This window comes from Kitasatospora phosalacinea, assembly GCF_030268885.1.
In the GTDB taxonomy this organism is placed as follows: Bacteria; Actinomycetota; Actinomycetes; order Streptomycetales; family Streptomycetaceae; genus Kitasatospora; species Kitasatospora phosalacinea_C.
Genome location: NZ_BSSA01000001.1, coordinates 765,192 through 781,132 on the forward strand (window position 1 = coordinate 765,192; position 15,941 = coordinate 781,132).

Consider the following 15,941-nt stretch of genomic DNA (forward strand, 5'->3'; position numbering starts at 1 on the left):
CGCTCGACCGGCCCGGCGATACGGTGCGGGAATTCGACCGCACCGAACCGGGAGCAGCGCATGGTCGCCTCAGAATCCTTCGACGACATCGTGGTGGGCGCGGGCACCGCGGGGGCCGTCGTCGCGGCCCGGCTCAGCGAGGACGGCTCCCGGCGGGTGGCCCTCGTCGAGGCCGGCCCGCACTACGCCACCCGCGAGCAGACCCCCGCCGACCTGCTGAACGGCAACGCGATGTCGCTGGCCCGGCACGGCTGGGGCCTGTCCGCCCGGCTCACCGCCGACCGCCGCACCGCCCTCCCGCAGGGCAAGGTCACCGGCGGCTCCTCCGCGATCGGCAACACGGTGATGATCCGCGCCACCCCCGCCGACCTCGACGAGTGGGCCGCCCTGGGCAACCCGGCCTGGAGTTGGGACGAGTCACTGCCCCGGCTGCGCGCCCTGGAGGACGACCTCGACTTCGGCGCCGACCCGCACCACGGCACCGGCGGCCCGATCCCGGTGCGCCGCTGGCGCCCCGAGGAACTCACCACGGTGCAGCGCCTGTTCCTCGACGGCTGCCTGGAGGCGGGCCACCCCTACGCCGCCGACCACAACCACCCGCTGTCCACGGGCGTCGGCCCCATCCCGTCCAACCGCCGCGACGCCCGCGAACGCGTCTCCACCGCCATGGCCTACCTGTGGCCCGCCGTCGACCGCCCCCACTTGACCGTCGTCCCCGACGCCCTGGTCGACCGGGTGCTGATCGAGGACGGGGCCGTCCGCGGCGTGCGGATCCTGGAGGGCGACACCGAACGCGTCCTGACGGCGCGCCGGGTCGTGCTCGCGGCGGGGGCGATCGGCTCGCCCGCGGTCCTGCTGCGCTCCGGCGTGGGCCCCGCCGGGCACCTCGCGGAACTCGGCGTCCCCGTCCGGGCGGACCTGCCCGGCGTCGGCGGGGGCCTGGTCGACCAGCCCCGGATCGGCGTCTTCCTGGCACCCCGTCCCGGCGCGGCCGACGAACGGGCCTCCACCGGCCAGATCGTGCTGCGCACCACCGCGCCGGCCGCGGCCGCGGGCACCGGCACGGAGCGCTTCAACGACATGTACTACGCGATGGTCAACCACTTCAACCTGGCCCACCACTTCCCGCGGCTGCGCGCCGACGCGGGCACCGACGGGGTGTTCGGCATCATGGCGGTGGTCCGCCGCCCGCACTCCCGCGGCCGGGTCACCCTGACCTCCGCCGACCCGCGCACCGCCCCGCACGTCGACCTCGGCTACCTCACCGACCCGCGCGACCACGACCTGTTCGCCGAAGCGGTGCGCACCTGCTGGCAGTTGGCGAACTCGGCCGGGATCGGCGCGCAGGCCGAGAGGGTGGTGGCCCTGGACGAGAAGGCCGTCCACGACGAGGAACGGCTGCGGGAGTACGTCGGGACGACCGTCGACACCGCCTTCAACCCCGCCGGGACCCTGCGGATGGGCCCGGCCGACGACCCCGACGCGGTGGTGGACCAGTTCGGAGCCGTCCGCGGCGTCACCGGCCTGCACGTGGCGGACGCCTCGGTGATGCCGTCCATGGTGTGTGCCAACACCGCGCTGACCACCGTGCTGATCGGGGAGCGGATCGCCGAAGCGCTCCGGGAGGGCTGACCCCGCGCCGGAAATCCCGCTGGGCATTCTCGGAGAAATCCGCGGACGGCCCGGGCGGGAAAATTCTCACGCCACCGGAAAACACCCGGCCGCCCGTTCGGCGCGGCCTTTCGGAAAGGAACGGAAATGGCAGTGGAAAACGCGGCTCCCGGTGAGATCGAGGGCGTCGACCCCGAGGTCCCGCACGTCTCCCGGGTGTTCGACCTGATGCTGGGCGGCACCGCCAACTTCCCGGCCGACCGGGCCGCGGCCGAGTACGCGTTCGCGTCCTGGCCCGGCGGCGACGTCCGGGTCGACATCCAGGCGGCCCGCGGCGCACTGGTCCGGATCGTCCGCCACCTGGCCGCCGAAGAGGGCGTCCGGCAGTTCCTCGACATCGGCACCGGGCTGCCGACGATGAACAACACCCACCAGGTGGCCCGGAGCATCGTCCCCGACGCCCGCACCGTCTACGTGGACAAGGACCCGGTCGTGGTGGCGCACGCCCGTCACCTGCTGGCCGACCTGCCGCAGGACGAGGTCCGCTACCTGCACGCGGACGTGAAGGACCTCGACCGCATCCTCGACGAGGCGCGGACCGTCCTCGACTTCGACCGGCCGATCGGCGTCATCCTCTTCGGCATCCTGCACTTCTTCCCCGACGACCAGGGCCCCGCCGAGCTGATGAAGCGCATCGTGGACGCCGTCCCGTCCGGCAGCCACGTCGCCTTCTCCCAGTTCGCCCGGGTCGGCGAGGACGCCGCGATGGACGAGGCCTTCGAACTGCTCAACCAGCAGTGGGGCGAGTCGGTCGTCCGCCGGACCAGGGAGGAGGCCGCCGAGCTGTACTTCGCCGGCCTGGAGCCGGTCGAGCCCGGTGTGGTCGAACTGCCCGACTGGCGGCCCGAGGCCGGGGAGGCCGGACCGCGTCCGATGCCGATGTGGTGCGGCCTGGCCCGCAAGGCCTGACCGGCACGCCCCGACCCGCCGGGCACGGCCACCACGGGCCGTACCGGACCACCCCCGGTGGTCCGGTACGGCCCGTGGCACGTCCGCTACCTGACCGGCTCCCGCTCCGCCCCGAACGCCCCCGCCAGCACCCGGTCGGTCAACCGGTCCTCGCGCGCGTCGCTGCGCCCCTCCGGCAGCGCGACCGCCTCCAGCAGGGTCGAACTGGTCACCCGGCCCGCCTGCAGGACCTCGATCCGGTGACCGAAGGACAGCCGCTGCGGGTCCGCCAGGTCGGCGCGCAGGACGACCGCCTCGACCGTCGCGTCGACCGGGAAGAGCGGGCTCTCGAACCGGGTGGAGAGCTGGGTCAGCAGGTAGCTGTAGCGCAGCTCCGGCCGGTGCACCGCGTAGTAGCGCTCGCTGACCGTCAGGAACAGCTGCCGGGCCGCCTCCACCGCGACCATGCCCTGCACGTGCCGGCTGCCCTGGTGGTCCAGGAGCAGCTCGTTGTCGTTGTGCAGCCGCAACGCGGCCCGGAACACGTGCTCCGCGACCTGCCGGACGTCCGCGACCAGCACGTTCTGCGACACCCGCTTGTGCACCTCCCGCACCTGCGGCAGCACGCCCCCCGGGTGCGGCTCCACCTGCACCCGGCCGGACGCCGACCGGCCGGCGGCACTGTGGACCAGGGCGAGGTCGCGTTCGTCCACCCCCTGGCCGACCCGCACCACCACCGGTCCGCCCGGACCGTCGTAACGGCCCGCGCGGACCGCGGCGAGGAAGGCGCCGACGGTGGTGACGCCTCCGTGGGCCGCGAACGGCGCGAAGCGGTCGCCCACCAGGACGAGGGTGCGGGAATCGGGACCGTCGTTCATCGTCGGGACGTTCCTTCCGGTCGGGTGCGAACAGGGGTGTGGGGCCCGGCCGTGCGGTCAGGGCCCGGCCCAGGTGGGCCGGGCGACCAGTTCGACGACGGCGCAGGCCAGCGAGGCGCCGCCGTTGCTCATCATCAGCACGTGGTCGCCGGGCCCCACCGCGCCGGTCAGCACCAGGTGCTCCAGGCCCACCACGTGGTCGCAGGTGGCCAGGTGACCCACCGTGCGGCCGAACTCCAGCAGGCCCCGCGAGGCGTCGATGCCCAGCGGGCCCAGCACGCTCTCCAGGTACGCCGCGCCACCGGAGAACACGTGCGTGGCCCGGGTGACCCGGTCCGCGGTGACGCCCGCCTCGGCGAGGGTGCGGGTGCCCAGCGCGAGCCGCGCGGCGTCGAGCGACCGGCGGGCCGCGGCCGACGACGCCGGATCGGTCTCCCGGTACCGCCGCAGCCGCTCGCCGATCCGCACCGGCCGCCCGAGCGACTGCTCCGGCGGGAACAGCGGCAGACCGCCGCGGTACATCTCCTCCAGCGCGGGCACCGACAGCGTCCCCACCGCCAGCAGCCGGGCGAACCCGCCGCGCCGGGAGAGCACCACCGCGGCACCCGCGTCACCGAGCACCGACAGCCGGTCGGTGCCCGCGCCCTCGGCGTAGCGCCAGCGGTCGATCAACGGCAGCCCGAAGTTGTCCGCGCCGGTCACCAGCGCGGCCGGCCGGGCGTCCGCGGTCAGCCAACGGGCGGCCAGCTCCATCCCGGCGAGCATCCCGTTGCACGCCTGCCGGACCTCCAGCGCCGGGGCGTCCCCGCCCACCGTGCGGCGCTGCACGTAACTCTGCGGCGGCCACGCCTCCGGCCCCTGCGCCATCGTCGAGGCGTGCAGCAGCACCGCGACGTCGTCCGGCGGGTGACCGGAACGCTCCAGCGCCGCCGTCGCCGCCAGCACCGCCATCTCCGGGGCCGACAGCTCACCGGCCACGGCGGCCCCCGTCCACCCGCTCCGCTCGGCCGTCCCGGCGTCGTACCACCCGCGGGCGACCGCCTCCTCGGCGCTCACCACCGGTGGCAGGTGCGTGCCCACACCGGCGATCCACAGCCCCGGCGTCCTCACCCGGCACCACCGCCCGCGGCCGGGCGGGACGGGGCGTCCCAGCGCACGGGGAGGGCCAGCGGGCCGCGGATGAACGCGTCCTCCCGCCAGCGCAGCGACTCCTCGGGCCCGGCCGGGCGCAGGTCGGGGAAGCGGTCCAGCAGGACGGCGAGGCCGGTGCGCAGTTCGGTGCGGGCCAGCGGGGCGCCCAGGCACAGGTGGCGGCCGTGGCCGAACGCGAGGTGCGGGTTGTCCGTCCGCCCCGGGTCGAACACCTCCGGTCGTTCGAACACCGCGGCGTCCTGGTTGGCCGCGTCGTGCAGCGGCACCACCACCTCGCCGGCCCGCACCAGCACCTCGCCGACCCGGACGTCCGCCAGGGCCACGTGCGCCGCCCCGCCGGTGCCGATCAGCGCGCTCCAGCGCAGCGTCTCCTCCACCGCGCGCTCCAGCGCCGCCGGATCGGACCGCAGCCGCCCGGCCAGGCCCGGCCGCCGGAGGACCGTCAGCACGGTCATGGCGAGCTGGTTGGCGGTGGTCTCGAAGCCCGCCATCAGCGTGCCCGCGCCGAACACCACGACCTCCCGGCGGCTCAGCCGCCCGTCCTGCGGCGCCGTGAGCAGCCGGCTGAGCACGTCCGCCCCCGGACGGCCCGCGGCGATCCGGGCCACGTGCTGGTCGACCAGGTCGGCGAAGTACTCCTGCACCTGCCGGTGCGCCTCGGCGACCTCCTCGGGCGTCCGGCCGCCGACCGAGGTCATGGCGGCCATCAGGGGCCGCAGCCGCTGTCCGTCCGCGGCGGGCATGCCGAGCAGTTCGGTGACCACCGACAGCGCGAACGGCGCGGTGAACCCCTCGACCAGGTCGGCCGGTTGCGGCAGCGCCGCCAGCCCGTCCGAGGCCCGCTCGGCCAGTTCGCGCACCCGCGGCGCCAGCCGCCGGGCCTGCCGGGCGGTGAAGTCCGGCAGCACGGCCCGGCGGCGCCGGGTGTGCACCGGCGGGTCGCTCACCGCCAGGGAGATCGACTCGGGGGAGCGGGCGAACATCGGCCGTCCCGGGAACGCCTCCCGGCTGAAGCGGTCGTCCGAGAGCACCGTCCGGACCTCCTCGTACCGGGTGACCAGCAGCGCCTCGACACCGCTGGGCAGCAGCACCCGCGGCAGGCCGGGTTCGGCCACCAGCTGCGCGTACCGGGCCGGCGGGCGCGCCCCCGGGCAGGCGGGGAACGGGAAGCCGGGGAGGGCCTCGGAACTCAACGCGCGTCCTTTCCGAGCAGGGCGACGGCCAGGTAGGCCAGGAAGGTGCAGATCAGGAAGAGTGCCGCCGACCCCGCGGGCCAGCGCACCGCCGACCGCCGGAAGAACCGGTGGGCGCCGTGGGCCACCAGGACCAGCGGGGCCAGCAGCAGCCACCCCCACGGCCCGGCGCCCGCGCCACCGGCCCACGGCCGGGTCAGCAGCAGGCCCAGGACCACCGACAGCCCGGCCCCGGCCAGCGCCGCCGCGGCGGTGCCGCCGACCCCGTACGCGGTGACGTAGCTGCGTTCGCCCGGTGCCGGGCGACGGGTCAGCTTGCGCCCGTACTCGAGGTGCGCGAACACCGCGACGGCGGCCAGGACCGGCAGCAGGTCGTGCCGACCGGGCGCCGAACCGGCGTCGTGCAGCACGCCCGCGCCCAGGTAGCCGTTGAGCAGCAGTTGCACCGGCAGGCCGAGCAGGGCGCCGAACACCAGGTCGTCGCCCGGGGGCCACCCCCGGCGCAGGTCCAGCCCCAGCAGGAGCAGCGCGTACCCGAGCGGCGCGAGGGCCGCCGCCGTCACCGCGGCCCCGCGCGGGGCGTTCAGGGCGAGCACGGCGAGGGCGCCCGCCGCGATCAGCACGGCGAGGTCCCGCGGCAGGACCGCGCCGGACGCCAGCGGGCGGCGCGGGTTGTGCACCCGGTCGTAGTCCAGGTCGCGCAGGTCGTCCACGGCGCGCATCAGCAGCACCAGCACCACGAAGCTCGCCGCGGTCGCCGCCGTCGCCCGGCCCGGCCACCGGCCCGCCAGGTGCGGATCGGCCAGCACGAACAGCGCCGAGCCGCCCAGCGCCCAGGACAGCGCGTAGGGCAGGTAGAACAGCGGGGGGAAGCTGCCCGCCAGGTAGCGGACCAGCCGGCGGGCGGTCACCGGTGCGGTCCTTCCACCAGCCGCACCGTGCCCGCGGCGCCGTCGAGTTCCACCCAGGCGCCGTCCGGGATCCGGGTCGTCGCACCGGACACCGCCACCACCGTCGGCACCCCGAGCAGGCGGCCGGTGATCGCGGTGTGCGACAGCATCGTGCCGCGCTCGACCACCAGGCCCTTCGCCGCGGTCATCAGGAACAGCCAGCCGGGATCGGTCTCCCGGGCCACCAGGACCGCGTCCCGGCAGGACTCGGGGGAGACGTCCGGGTCGAGCACCACCCGGGCGCGGGCCCGCACCAGGCCCGCGCTGGAGGCCAGGCCGCGCAGCACCCCGTCCTCCCCGTCCTTCCCGTCCTGCTCCCGGCCCGGACCGCCGGCCCCGTCGGGGGCGTCCGCGGGCACGGCCGGGGCCAGCGGCACCCCGGCCGCGGTGACCAGGTCGGTGGCGGGGGCGGGCCGCTGTGCGCAGCGCTCCCGTTCGGCCCGGCGCAGCGCCGCCAGTTCGCGCGGCCGGGCGCCCGGCAGGGTGCCGTCGAACGCGCCGAGCACCTCCTCCACCGTGAGGTCGAACACGTCCTCGGCGCGGTCCAGGTGACCGGCACCGGCGAGCAGCGCGCCGAGCCGGAGCAGGATCCGCCGGGACAGGCCGTACAGCTCGGTGCGGCAGAACCGGGTGTCCTCGCGCACCTTGACCATGGAGCGCACCAGGGCGGCCAGCGCCCGCAGCACGGCCCGGCGCACCGGGCCCCGGCAGGAACTCCGCAGCCGTTCCTCGGCGGCCGCGCGCACCCGCCGCTCGTCGGCCCGGCTGCCCTCGACGGTGCGGCCCCGGCGGACCAGCGGCGCCACCATGTCCAGCACCATGCCCGGGTCCTGGCGGGGCGTCGGCAGCTCCAGCTTGAGGTCGCCGGCCGCCCGGTCGCCGTAACGCCGCAGGTGCTCGGCGGCGGCCCGGGCCGGACCGGGGCCGTACGCGCCGCCGACCAGCTCCTCCCACGCCTCCCGGCGGGCGGCGGCGTCCCCGGCACCGAGCACCCGGGCCCGGGCCCGCGGATCCGCGCCGACCAGTTCGGCCAGCGCCAGCCCGGAGCGCAGCGCCGCCAGCGACCGGTTCTCCGGGCCGCCCGCGAGCAGGCCGGTCATCAGCACGTGGTCGCGCTGTCCGGCCCAGCGCCGCAGCAGCGCGTCCAGCACGACGGTGACCTGCATGGTCAGGAAGCTGTTCGTCAGCGTGGTGCCCCAGCGCGCCCCGACCTGCGCCCACATCCGCCGGTGGAAGGCGACCAGCTCCTCCGGCCCCCAGTCGTCGAGCCCCGCGCCGGACGCGGCGAGCGCGTCCCACCAGCGCAGCAGGCCGCGGACCTCGGCGGGGTGCCGCAGCAGGCGGCGCACCGTGGACGGGGCGAGCGCGAGGGCGCGGCGGCGCCAGCCGGGCTCCAGCGGCCGCCGCGGGTCGGCGGCCAGGCCCATGGCGTGCTCCCACCAGCCCCGGACGAACTCGAACTCCCGTAGCTGGCCGTGGAGTTCGTACCAGTCGTCGATCCGGTAGAAGACCCGGCCGCCGTGCAGGCCGACCATCCGCTCCAGGCGGTGCGCCTGCGTGCGCAGCCGCTCCTCGGGGACGCCCATCCGCCGGTACAGGTCGGTGAAGATCGACCGGTAGAACACCCGGGCCACGCTGTAGGTCAGGGCCCCGGACACCCCCGGGTAGCTCTCGGTGATGTTGTGGTTGCTCCACCGGACCGGCGCCGCGCCCGGTTCCGGCAGGACCATCGGCCTGGCCTGCAGCACGTGGAGCCCGCCGTCCGCGGTGAACGCCCCCTCGATGTCCTGCGGGCCGCCGAAGTGCTCCTCGATCCGCTCGGCCACCGCGGTGACCCGCGCGAGCTGCGCCCCGTCCAGCACCGGCTCGTCGGCCAGTTCGGCGGGCACCTCCAGCGGCGAGGGGCCGCCGGGGCCGCCGGGCACGGGCGGGCCGAGCATCCGCCGCTTGTGGGCGAGCCGGGAGCGGACCCCGCCCCCGGGGCGGGCGACGAAGAAGTGGTCGACGTCGGCGCGCTCCTGGACGACGCCCTCGCCGATCCCGTGCGCGGCGGCCACCACGTGCCGCCGGCCGCCGTCCCGCGGGTCGCGGGTGAACGCCACGAACGACCGGACGCCCGGGGCCATCCGCTGCACGCCGACCGCGACCCGGACGGCGGCCGGGTCGCCGCCGCGGTGCAGCCGGTAGTGCGCGGCCTGCGGTCGGTAGGCGGACGCCCAGCACCGTGCCACCCGGTCCAGCAGGTCGGCGCGCGGGACGTACAGGAAGCTGTCGCTCATCCCGGCGAACGGATCGCCCTCGTCGTCCTCGCCCGGCAGGCCCGGCGCGGGCACCACGCAGGCGCGCACCGCGACCAGCCCGTCCGGACCGGCCAGTGCGTCGAAGGCCGCCAGCACCCGGGCGGCCAGCGGCTCGGGCACCCGCAGGTCGGCGGCGGCCGCCCAGGCCGCGTCCGTCCAGGCGCGGACGGCCGCCGGGTCACCGCCCGACGGCGCGGGAGCGAGCCCGGCGCGCAGCCCGGCGGTGGCCAGGTCGAACGCGGAGGCGGGCAGCCCGAACAGCTCCGGCACCGGGAAACCGGCCTGCCGCATCGACTCCAGCCGGGCGAACTTGTGCCCCGTCACGGTCGCGTCGAGCAGGTCCGCGCCGTGCAGCGGACCGAGCGGCGGTTCGAGGTGCGGTTCGAGGCGCGGGTCGGGGAGGCGCGGCGGGCGCGGTTCGCGGGGCGGTTCGAGCGGCACCGCGTCGGCCGGGGCGCTCATCCGCGGGCCCCGTTCCAGCCGTCGAGGTGCAGCACCTCGTCCAGCGGTCGGCGCGGTCCGGGCCGGAACCGGGTCTTGCGGGCGTACGCGACGGGCAGCAACCCGCCCTGCCGCACGCCCGGCGGGAGGCCGAGCAGCGCGGCGACCTCCGCCTCGGCGTCCAGGTGGACGGTGGTCAGCACGGTACCGAGCCCCCGGGTGCGGGCGGCCAGCATGAAGCTCCAGGTGGCGGGCGCCAGCGAGGCCCACACCCCGGCCTGGTTGTCGGCCGTCAGCCGACGCTCGCCCAGCTCCAGGCAGGGCAGCAGCAGGACGGGCACCCGGTGCAGCTTCTCGGCCAGCTCGCGCCCCGCGCCGACCACGGAGCGGGCGGTCGGCGCGGGCCGGTCGGGCCGTGCGGGGAAACGCCGGTGGAAGGCGGCCCGGTAGACCGCGGCGACCTCGGCGCGCCGGTCCGGGTCGGCGAGGACGATCCAGCGCCAGTCCTGCCGGTTGGAGCCGTTCGGCGCCTGGAGGGCGATCCGCAGGCAGTCCTTGACCACCTCCAGGGGCACCGGCCGGTCCAGGTCCAGGCCGCGACGCACCGCGCGGGTCGTGGTCAGCAGTTCCTCGCAGGTCAGCTGGGGGGCGTCGAGCGCCGCGCTCACCACAGCCCCGGCACCAGACGGGAGTGGCCGGACGCGTAGTCGCGGTAGGCGGTGATGGCCAGCAGCGCCCGCTCCTCGACCCGGATCCGCCAGGCGAGCACGGCCGCCAACGCGGCCAGCGCCAGCACCGCGGGCCAGTTCAGGAAGAACAGCACCAGACCGACGTGGGCGGTCAGCATGCCCGCGTACGCCGGGTGCCGGATCACCCGGTACGGACCGGTGCGGACGATCGAGTCGTCGTCGCGGCGGATCACGTAGTGCGAGTAGAAGCGGCCCAGGGTGCGCATCGCGACCAGCCGCAGCGCGATGCCGCCGAGGTAGAGCGCGGCGGCCACCGGCAGCCACGGCAGGGCGCGGTCCCACGCGACCGGCGCCAGGACGGACGCCGCGACCGTGGTGAACCGGGTGCAGCCGTACACCACCAGGGTGACCACCTCGTGCGGCGGCGCGTCCGGCCGTCCGAGCGTCACGGGCATCTCGTGCAGCAGCCACAGCAGGTTCGCCACCACGAACGCGACGGCCCACCAGTGCAGGGGCTGCCCGTCGCGGCGCAGGTTCACCACCAGCCCGGCAGCGTTCACCACCAGTCCGAGACCGAACAGGGCGGGTCCGATCAGGGCGGTGGACCGCCCCGTCCGGGGACCCGGTGCGCTCAACGGGTCGTCGCTCATGGGGCGGCACCTCGGCTCTCGATCGCGGCGGCGTGGCGGGGGACCAGTCTGGTGCGGCCGGGCACGGCGGACTTCTCGCGTATTGCCCGGTTCCCCGCCGGCCCCGGCCGCGTCGGCTAGCGCCGCATCACCAGCGGCTCCTCGCCGAGCAGGTAGGCGCCCACGGTCTCGAAGTGCGAGTAGGAGAGCGCGATGTGCTTGGTGACCGAGTTGACGTCCCGGAAGGCCCGCTCCAACCGGCTGGAGGTGTACAGCGAGGTCGTCCCGGCCAGCGTGTACGCGGTCTCCACAGCCGCCGTCGCGGCCTCGCCGACCGTCGCCGAGGCGAGCCGGACCAGCGAGCTGAGGTCGTCACCGGCCGTACCGGACTCCTCCACCTGCCGGGCCGCCTCGAACAGCAGCAGCCGGGCCGAGTACAGCGCCGCCTCGGCGCGCGCGAACCGGTCCTGGACGACGTGGTTGGTGGCCAGCTTCCGGGTGCCGCTGGCCGGGGTCTTGGCGTGGGCGGTGGTCCAGAACGCGTCCAGCGCGTCCTGCGCCACCCCGAGCGCCACCGGCGCGGTGGAGAACGGGCCGAAGTCGAAGTACCCGATGGGGTAGGCCCGGGAGTCCCGCTCCGGCGGGGCCTGGACCATCCGGCCCTTGCGGACGGCGTACGCGTCGGAGACGAACCGCTCCTCGACCCGGAAGTGGTTGCTGCCGGTGCCGCGCAGGCCGACGGTGTACCAGGTGTCCTCGACCCGGACCTCGGAGGCGGGGACGTACAGCATCACGATGTCCGGGCCGGTCGGCGTCTGCACCGGCTGCCAGTCCTCGCAGACCAGCGCCGTGCACACCAGCCAGTCGGCGTGCGCCGCGCCGGAGCCCATCGCCCACTCGCCGCGCAGCAGCCAGCCGCCGTCCACCGGCTGGGCCAGGCCGGAGGGCTTCACGCCGCCGACCGCGAAGCCCCCGCTCTCCAGGAACAGCTCCCGGGAGGTCGCCTCCGGCAGGTAGTCGGACAGCCGGCCGATGGCGCCCTGGACGCCTATCTGCCAGGACACCGAGGCGTCGAGCCGGGCCAGCGCCTCCAGGGCGTGCATCCCGGAGGTCAGCGACACCTGCTCGCCGCCGAACGCCCGGGAGACCCACATCCGGGTGAACCCGGCGTCGCGCAGGGCCTCGTAGACCTCCCGCGGCATCCTCCGGTCGCGCTCGGCCGCGTCCCGGTGCGCCTCGACCACCGGGGCGACCCGGTCGACCCGGGCGAGCCACTCGCGCTGCTCGGGGGAGGGGGCGGCTTCCGGGAGCCGGTAACGCTTCAGACGGTCGTTCATGGGGGGTCGCTCCTTCGGTCCGGCCCGAGCCGCGCGCCGTCGTCGACGGGGGCGGGCATCCGGGAGGGGACACCAGTGTCGGACGGACCACCGGGAGCGGACTCCTCCCATCGTGCCCTCTGGGACCGGCGGGACGGACCGGGCGGACGGGTCCGGCCGACGGAGCGGGCGGACGTCGACAGCGCCGCTCAGGAGCGGGGCAGCCCGTGCGCGTCGAGCTCGGTCGGCAGGCCGAAGGCGGCGTACACCGCGGGGTCCTGGAACACCGAGGTGCGGCTGATGCCGTCGGCGGTGACGGTGAACACCTGGAGGGTGTGCAGCCGGTAGCCCCCCTCGGTGCGCCGGTAGGCGGCGAAGCCCGGCTGGCCGTTGGCGCCGATCCGCTCCAGGTGCCAGTCCGTGCCGGACTTCTCGAACACCCAGTCCATGAACCGGCCGTAGCTGTCCCGGCCGGTGAACCAGTTGAGCATCGGCGGCATCTCCATCAGGACGTCCTCGGTGAGCAGCCGCTTGAGGCTCTCCACGTCCGCGTTCTCGAAGGCCTTCATGTAGCGGTCCACCCAGGCCCGCTGCTCGGCCGCCAGCGGTTCGCCGAGGGACTCGTGCTCGATCCCGGCCTCCTTGAGCCGGGCCCGGGCCCGCTGCAGGGAGCTGTTGACCGACACCACCGTGGTGCCGAGGATGTCCGCGGACTCGGCCGCCGAGAAGCCGAGCGCGTCCCGCAGGATGAGCGCGCCGCGCTGACGGGCCGACAGGTGCTGCAGGGCGGCGGCGAACGCCAGTCTCAGGCTGCTGCGGCCGATCACGGTGCCGGCCGGGTCGCCGCTGCCGAGCAGCGAGTCCGGGAACGGCTGCAGCCAGGGCACCTCGTCGCCGCGGACCAGCGGGTCGAGCGGGTCGCTCTCCGACCCCAGCCCGGACGGCAGCGGCCGCCGGGCCGAGCCCTTGAGCGCGGTCAGGCAGGCGTTGGTGGCGATCCGGTACAGCCAGGTGCGCAGCGAACTGCGGGCCTCGTCGTACTGCTCGCGCGCCCGCCAGGCCCGCAGGTAGGTCTCCTGGACCAGGTCCTCGGCGTCGTGCACGGTGCCGAGCATCCGGTAGCAGTACGCCAGCAGCTCCGACCGGTACGGCGCGAGGCGGCGGTCGAAAACGTCTCCTGCGGTCACCGCGCGCCCCTTCCGGCCCTCACCACGGCCGTGGTGTCCGCACGGCCGGACGACTGTACCGCGCGCAGGGGCCGACGGGGGGTCAGAACCCGTTCAGGGCCCACCGGTCTCCCCGCACCGCGCCGGAGCCCGGGACGGGCAGCTCGATCAGCTCGGGCTTGAACAGCGGGGCGACGCCCATTGCGGGCTCCCAGCTCGCCAGCGACTCGTCCTGTTCGACCTCGACGCGGTGGCCGCGCTCCAGGTCGTTCACCACCCGCAGGATCAGGCGCACGCCGAGCGGCGTCAGGTGATCGCGCCACAGCGACTCGACGGTGGAGCCGGGCGGCACGAGCAGGTGCTCCTGGGCGGCGATCGGGCCCGCGTCGGTGCGCTCGGTCAGGTGGTAGACCGAGCCGCCGGTCACCCGGTCGCCGTCGCGGATCGTCCAGCGGATCGCGTCCCGGCCCCGGTGCAGCGGCAGCAGGCTCGGGTGGTAGCCGATCGCGGCCACCCGGGCGCGGGCCCGGGTGCGGCGACCGATGAACGCGTGCGAGTGCGCGGCCAGGATGATGTCGGTGGAGTCCGGTACGTGGTGCGCCCGCAGGTCGGTGGACGGCGTCCAGTCGATGCCGCGCGGGTACGCCCAGGACCGCAGCCGGTCCCAGGTCATCGGGTTCGCGTCGTCCTCCGGGCCCTGGCCCGGGGCGAGCCGCCGACGCTGGCGCGGCGCGGCCACCCCCACGATCTTGTGCTCCTCGACCAGGGCTTCCGCCACGGTGACGGCGAACCCCCCCTGGCCGGACAGGTAGATGTTCACGGGGCCTCCTGATGGCTGTGGCTGTGGCTGTGGCTGGATGGCTGCGCCGGCGGCAGCGGCGGCGACAGCGGCCCGCCCCTGCGCTCGTGGCTGCGGCAGTGCCGTGGCCACGAGCGTAGGGGCGGTCGGCGGGGCCGGGCTGCTTCGGTATTGCCCGAGTGCGCGCGCCCGGAGGAGGCGCGGCGGGTCAGTCCCCGAACGCCTCGCAGGCGCCCAGCAGGCTGTCCTCGAAGCCGCCCTCCGGCATGCCCTTGCCCGCGGTGAACAGCAGGGACTCGTCGTAGACGCCGTCGAAGACGGCCGCGAACCGCTCCCTGGCCTCCGCGGGCGTGCCGTGGACGGCCAGCGTGTCGAGCATCCGGTCGGAGACGGCCGCCGCCACGCCCGGCATGTCGCGCCGCCCGAGCGCCTCGCGGATCGCCGCGACCTCGGACCCGAAGCCGTGGAAGGCGATCAGCGGGGCCGCCGAGGCGCGGGCCGCGAACACCGCCAGCTGGGTCGCGGCGAGCGCCCGGGCCCGGGCCGGGTCCTCGCTCACCGCGCAGATGGTCATCCCGGTGATCGGGACGGGGCGCTCCCGCCCGGCCTTCTCCGCGGCCGCCGCCAGGGCGGGCCGGACCACCTCCGCAGTGAAGGCGGCGCTGCACAGGGGCAGGCCCATCAGCCCGTCGGCGACCGCGCCCGCGGCCCGGAGCATCGGGCCCCGCCCGCCGGCCAGCAGGATCGGCGGGCGCTCCGTCCCGGCCGGGTCGGTCGGCCGGGGCCAGGGCTGGAGCGTCGGGTCGACCGGGATGCGGCAGCGGTAGAACGCGCCCTCGTGGTCTACCGGCTCCGTACCGACCTCCCAGATCCGCCGGACGAGCGGCACCAGCTCGGCCAGCCGGGCCGCGGGCCGGGCCTCGTCGAGGCCGTGCCAGTCGGAGATCACCTGCGGGTTCCCGGTGCCCAGCCCCAGCGTCACCCGGCCCGGCGCGAGCTCCGCCAGCGAGCGGAACTCGGTGGCGGTGGCCACCGGGGTGCGCCCCAGCGCCCAGGCGATGGCCGACCCGATACGGATCCGCGAGGTCGCCGCGGCGACCGCGGCGAGCGTCACCACCGCCGAGCGGTCGTAGAACTCGCTGGAGTGGAACGACGGCAGCCCGCGCCGCTCGGCCTCGACCGCCACCCGCACCGCCAGCGGCACCGTCCCGGCCTGCACCGCCAACCCCGGCCTGGTCTTCAACCCACTACCCACCTGGACCTCCCGCCCGAAGCGTCGAACACCTGGCCACGACGCTATTTCCCGCCCCCGGCACCGGGCTTCTCCCACGTTGTGCAGGCCCGCGGAAAAAACCCCGCCCGCCGCGATGAGTTCCGCGGGCGCCGCCGGTATGTACGGGTGAGTCCGTCGGAACAGCCAGACGGACCTGCTCCGAGGGAGATTCCAATGTCCGTCACCCGTACCGAAGACGAGGCCGCGATCAACGCCGTGCTGGGCGCGACCTACCGGGCATGGGAGGCCAACGACGCCGACGCCTTCGTCGCCCACTACAACGAGGACGCGACCGCCATCCTGCCCGGCTCGCTGCGCGGCAGCCGCGAGGTGATCCGGGAGAGCATGGCCAAGGGCTTCGAGGGGATGCTCAAGGGCAGCTCGACCTACAACAAGCAGCTCAGCCTCCGTTTCCTCGGGGACTCCGCGGCGATCGTGGTCAGCGAGTCCGGCATCCTGTTCGCCGGGGAGAGCGAGGTCCCCGACGCCCGCAAGATCAACGCGACCTGGGTGCTGGAGAAGAAGGACTGCTCCTGGTACATCGCCGCCTACCACAACAGCGCGATGCTGGCGCCCGCGCACTGACCCCCGGGCGC

At 75.7% G+C, this 15,941-nt stretch carries 14 protein-coding genes; 3 read left to right on the forward strand and 11 right to left on the reverse strand.

The window, feature by feature from the left end; translation table 11 throughout:
* Nucleotides 1–60: 60 nt before the first annotated feature.
* Nucleotides 61–1,632, forward strand: a complete 1,572-nt coding sequence (locus QSK52_RS03345; protein WP_285733304.1) for a GMC family oxidoreductase — start codon at nt 61–63, stop codon at nt 1,630–1,632.
* A 126-nt stretch (nt 1,633–1,758) separates the two neighbouring features.
* Complete coding sequence (locus tag QSK52_RS03350) at nt 1,759–2,580, forward strand: SAM-dependent methyltransferase (RefSeq protein ID WP_285733306.1); 822 nt, start codon at nt 1,759–1,761, stop codon at nt 2,578–2,580.
* A gap of 86 nt (nt 2,581–2,666) precedes the next feature.
* Here the strand turns inward: QSK52_RS03350 and QSK52_RS03355 are convergent, their stop codons facing one another.
* The 11 genes from QSK52_RS03355 to QSK52_RS03405 form a co-directional block, all read right to left on the reverse strand.
* Complete coding sequence (locus QSK52_RS03355; RefSeq protein WP_285733309.1) at nt 2,667–3,437, reverse strand: AfsA-related hotdog domain-containing protein; 771 nt, start codon at nt 3,435–3,437, stop codon at nt 2,667–2,669.
* A 57-nt stretch (nt 3,438–3,494) separates the two neighbouring features.
* Nucleotides 3,495–4,517, reverse strand: coding sequence for a ketoacyl-ACP synthase III family protein (locus QSK52_RS03360; RefSeq protein ID WP_285733311.1), 1,023 nt, complete (start codon nt 4,515–4,517; stop codon nt 3,495–3,497).
* 26 nt (nt 4,518–4,543) lie between these two features.
* Entirely contained in the window at nt 4,544–5,782 is a 1,239-nt protein-coding gene (locus QSK52_RS03365; RefSeq protein ID WP_285733314.1) for a cytochrome P450, read from the reverse strand.
* Nucleotides 5,779–6,693 (reverse strand): hypothetical protein, encoded by a 915-nt coding sequence (locus tag QSK52_RS03370; RefSeq protein ID WP_285733315.1) that lies wholly within the window; start codon nt 6,691–6,693, stop codon nt 5,779–5,781. The genes QSK52_RS03365 and QSK52_RS03370 overlap by 4 nt, the downstream gene beginning before the upstream one ends.
* Nucleotides 6,690–9,494, reverse strand: a complete 2,805-nt coding sequence (locus tag QSK52_RS03375) for a PEP/pyruvate-binding domain-containing protein (protein ID WP_285733317.1) — start codon at nt 9,492–9,494, stop codon at nt 6,690–6,692. Before QSK52_RS03375 ends, QSK52_RS03370 begins: the two co-directional genes overlap by 4 nt.
* Complete coding sequence (locus QSK52_RS03380) at nt 9,491–10,141, reverse strand: nitroreductase family protein (protein ID WP_285733319.1); 651 nt, start codon at nt 10,139–10,141, stop codon at nt 9,491–9,493. The genes QSK52_RS03375 and QSK52_RS03380 overlap by 4 nt, the downstream gene beginning before the upstream one ends.
* Nucleotides 10,138–10,812, reverse strand: a complete 675-nt coding sequence (locus tag QSK52_RS03385; protein ID WP_285733321.1) for a methyltransferase family protein — start codon at nt 10,810–10,812, stop codon at nt 10,138–10,140. The genes QSK52_RS03380 and QSK52_RS03385 overlap by 4 nt, the downstream gene beginning before the upstream one ends.
* A 116-nt stretch (nt 10,813–10,928) precedes the next feature.
* On the reverse strand, nt 10,929–12,128 hold the full coding sequence (locus QSK52_RS03390) for an acyl-CoA dehydrogenase family protein (protein ID WP_285733323.1): 1,200 nt from the start codon (nt 12,126–12,128) through the stop codon (nt 10,929–10,931).
* Nucleotides 12,129–12,316: 188 nt separating this feature from the next.
* Nucleotides 12,317–13,294: a sigma-70 family RNA polymerase sigma factor gene (locus QSK52_RS03395; RefSeq protein WP_285733325.1), complete on the reverse strand. Its 978-nt coding sequence runs from the start codon at nt 13,292–13,294 to the stop codon at nt 12,317–12,319.
* Between the two features lie 82 nt (nt 13,295–13,376).
* Nucleotides 13,377–14,093: a formyltransferase family protein gene (locus QSK52_RS03400; protein WP_285733327.1), complete on the reverse strand. Its 717-nt coding sequence runs from the start codon at nt 14,091–14,093 to the stop codon at nt 13,377–13,379.
* A 187-nt stretch (nt 14,094–14,280) separates the two neighbouring features.
* Nucleotides 14,281–15,315 carry an LLM class flavin-dependent oxidoreductase gene (locus QSK52_RS03405; RefSeq protein WP_285733330.1) on the reverse strand — a complete coding sequence of 345 codons (1,035 nt, stop codon included), beginning with the start codon at nt 15,313–15,315 and terminating at the stop codon, nt 14,281–14,283.
* A 204-nt stretch (nt 15,316–15,519) separates the two neighbouring features.
* Here QSK52_RS03405 and QSK52_RS03410 point away from each other — a divergent pair, with 204 nt between their 5' ends.
* Nucleotides 15,520–15,930, forward strand: coding sequence for an SgcJ/EcaC family oxidoreductase (locus QSK52_RS03410; RefSeq protein ID WP_285733331.1), 411 nt, complete (start codon nt 15,520–15,522; stop codon nt 15,928–15,930).
* The last annotated feature ends 11 nt before the right edge of the window (nt 15,931–15,941 follow it).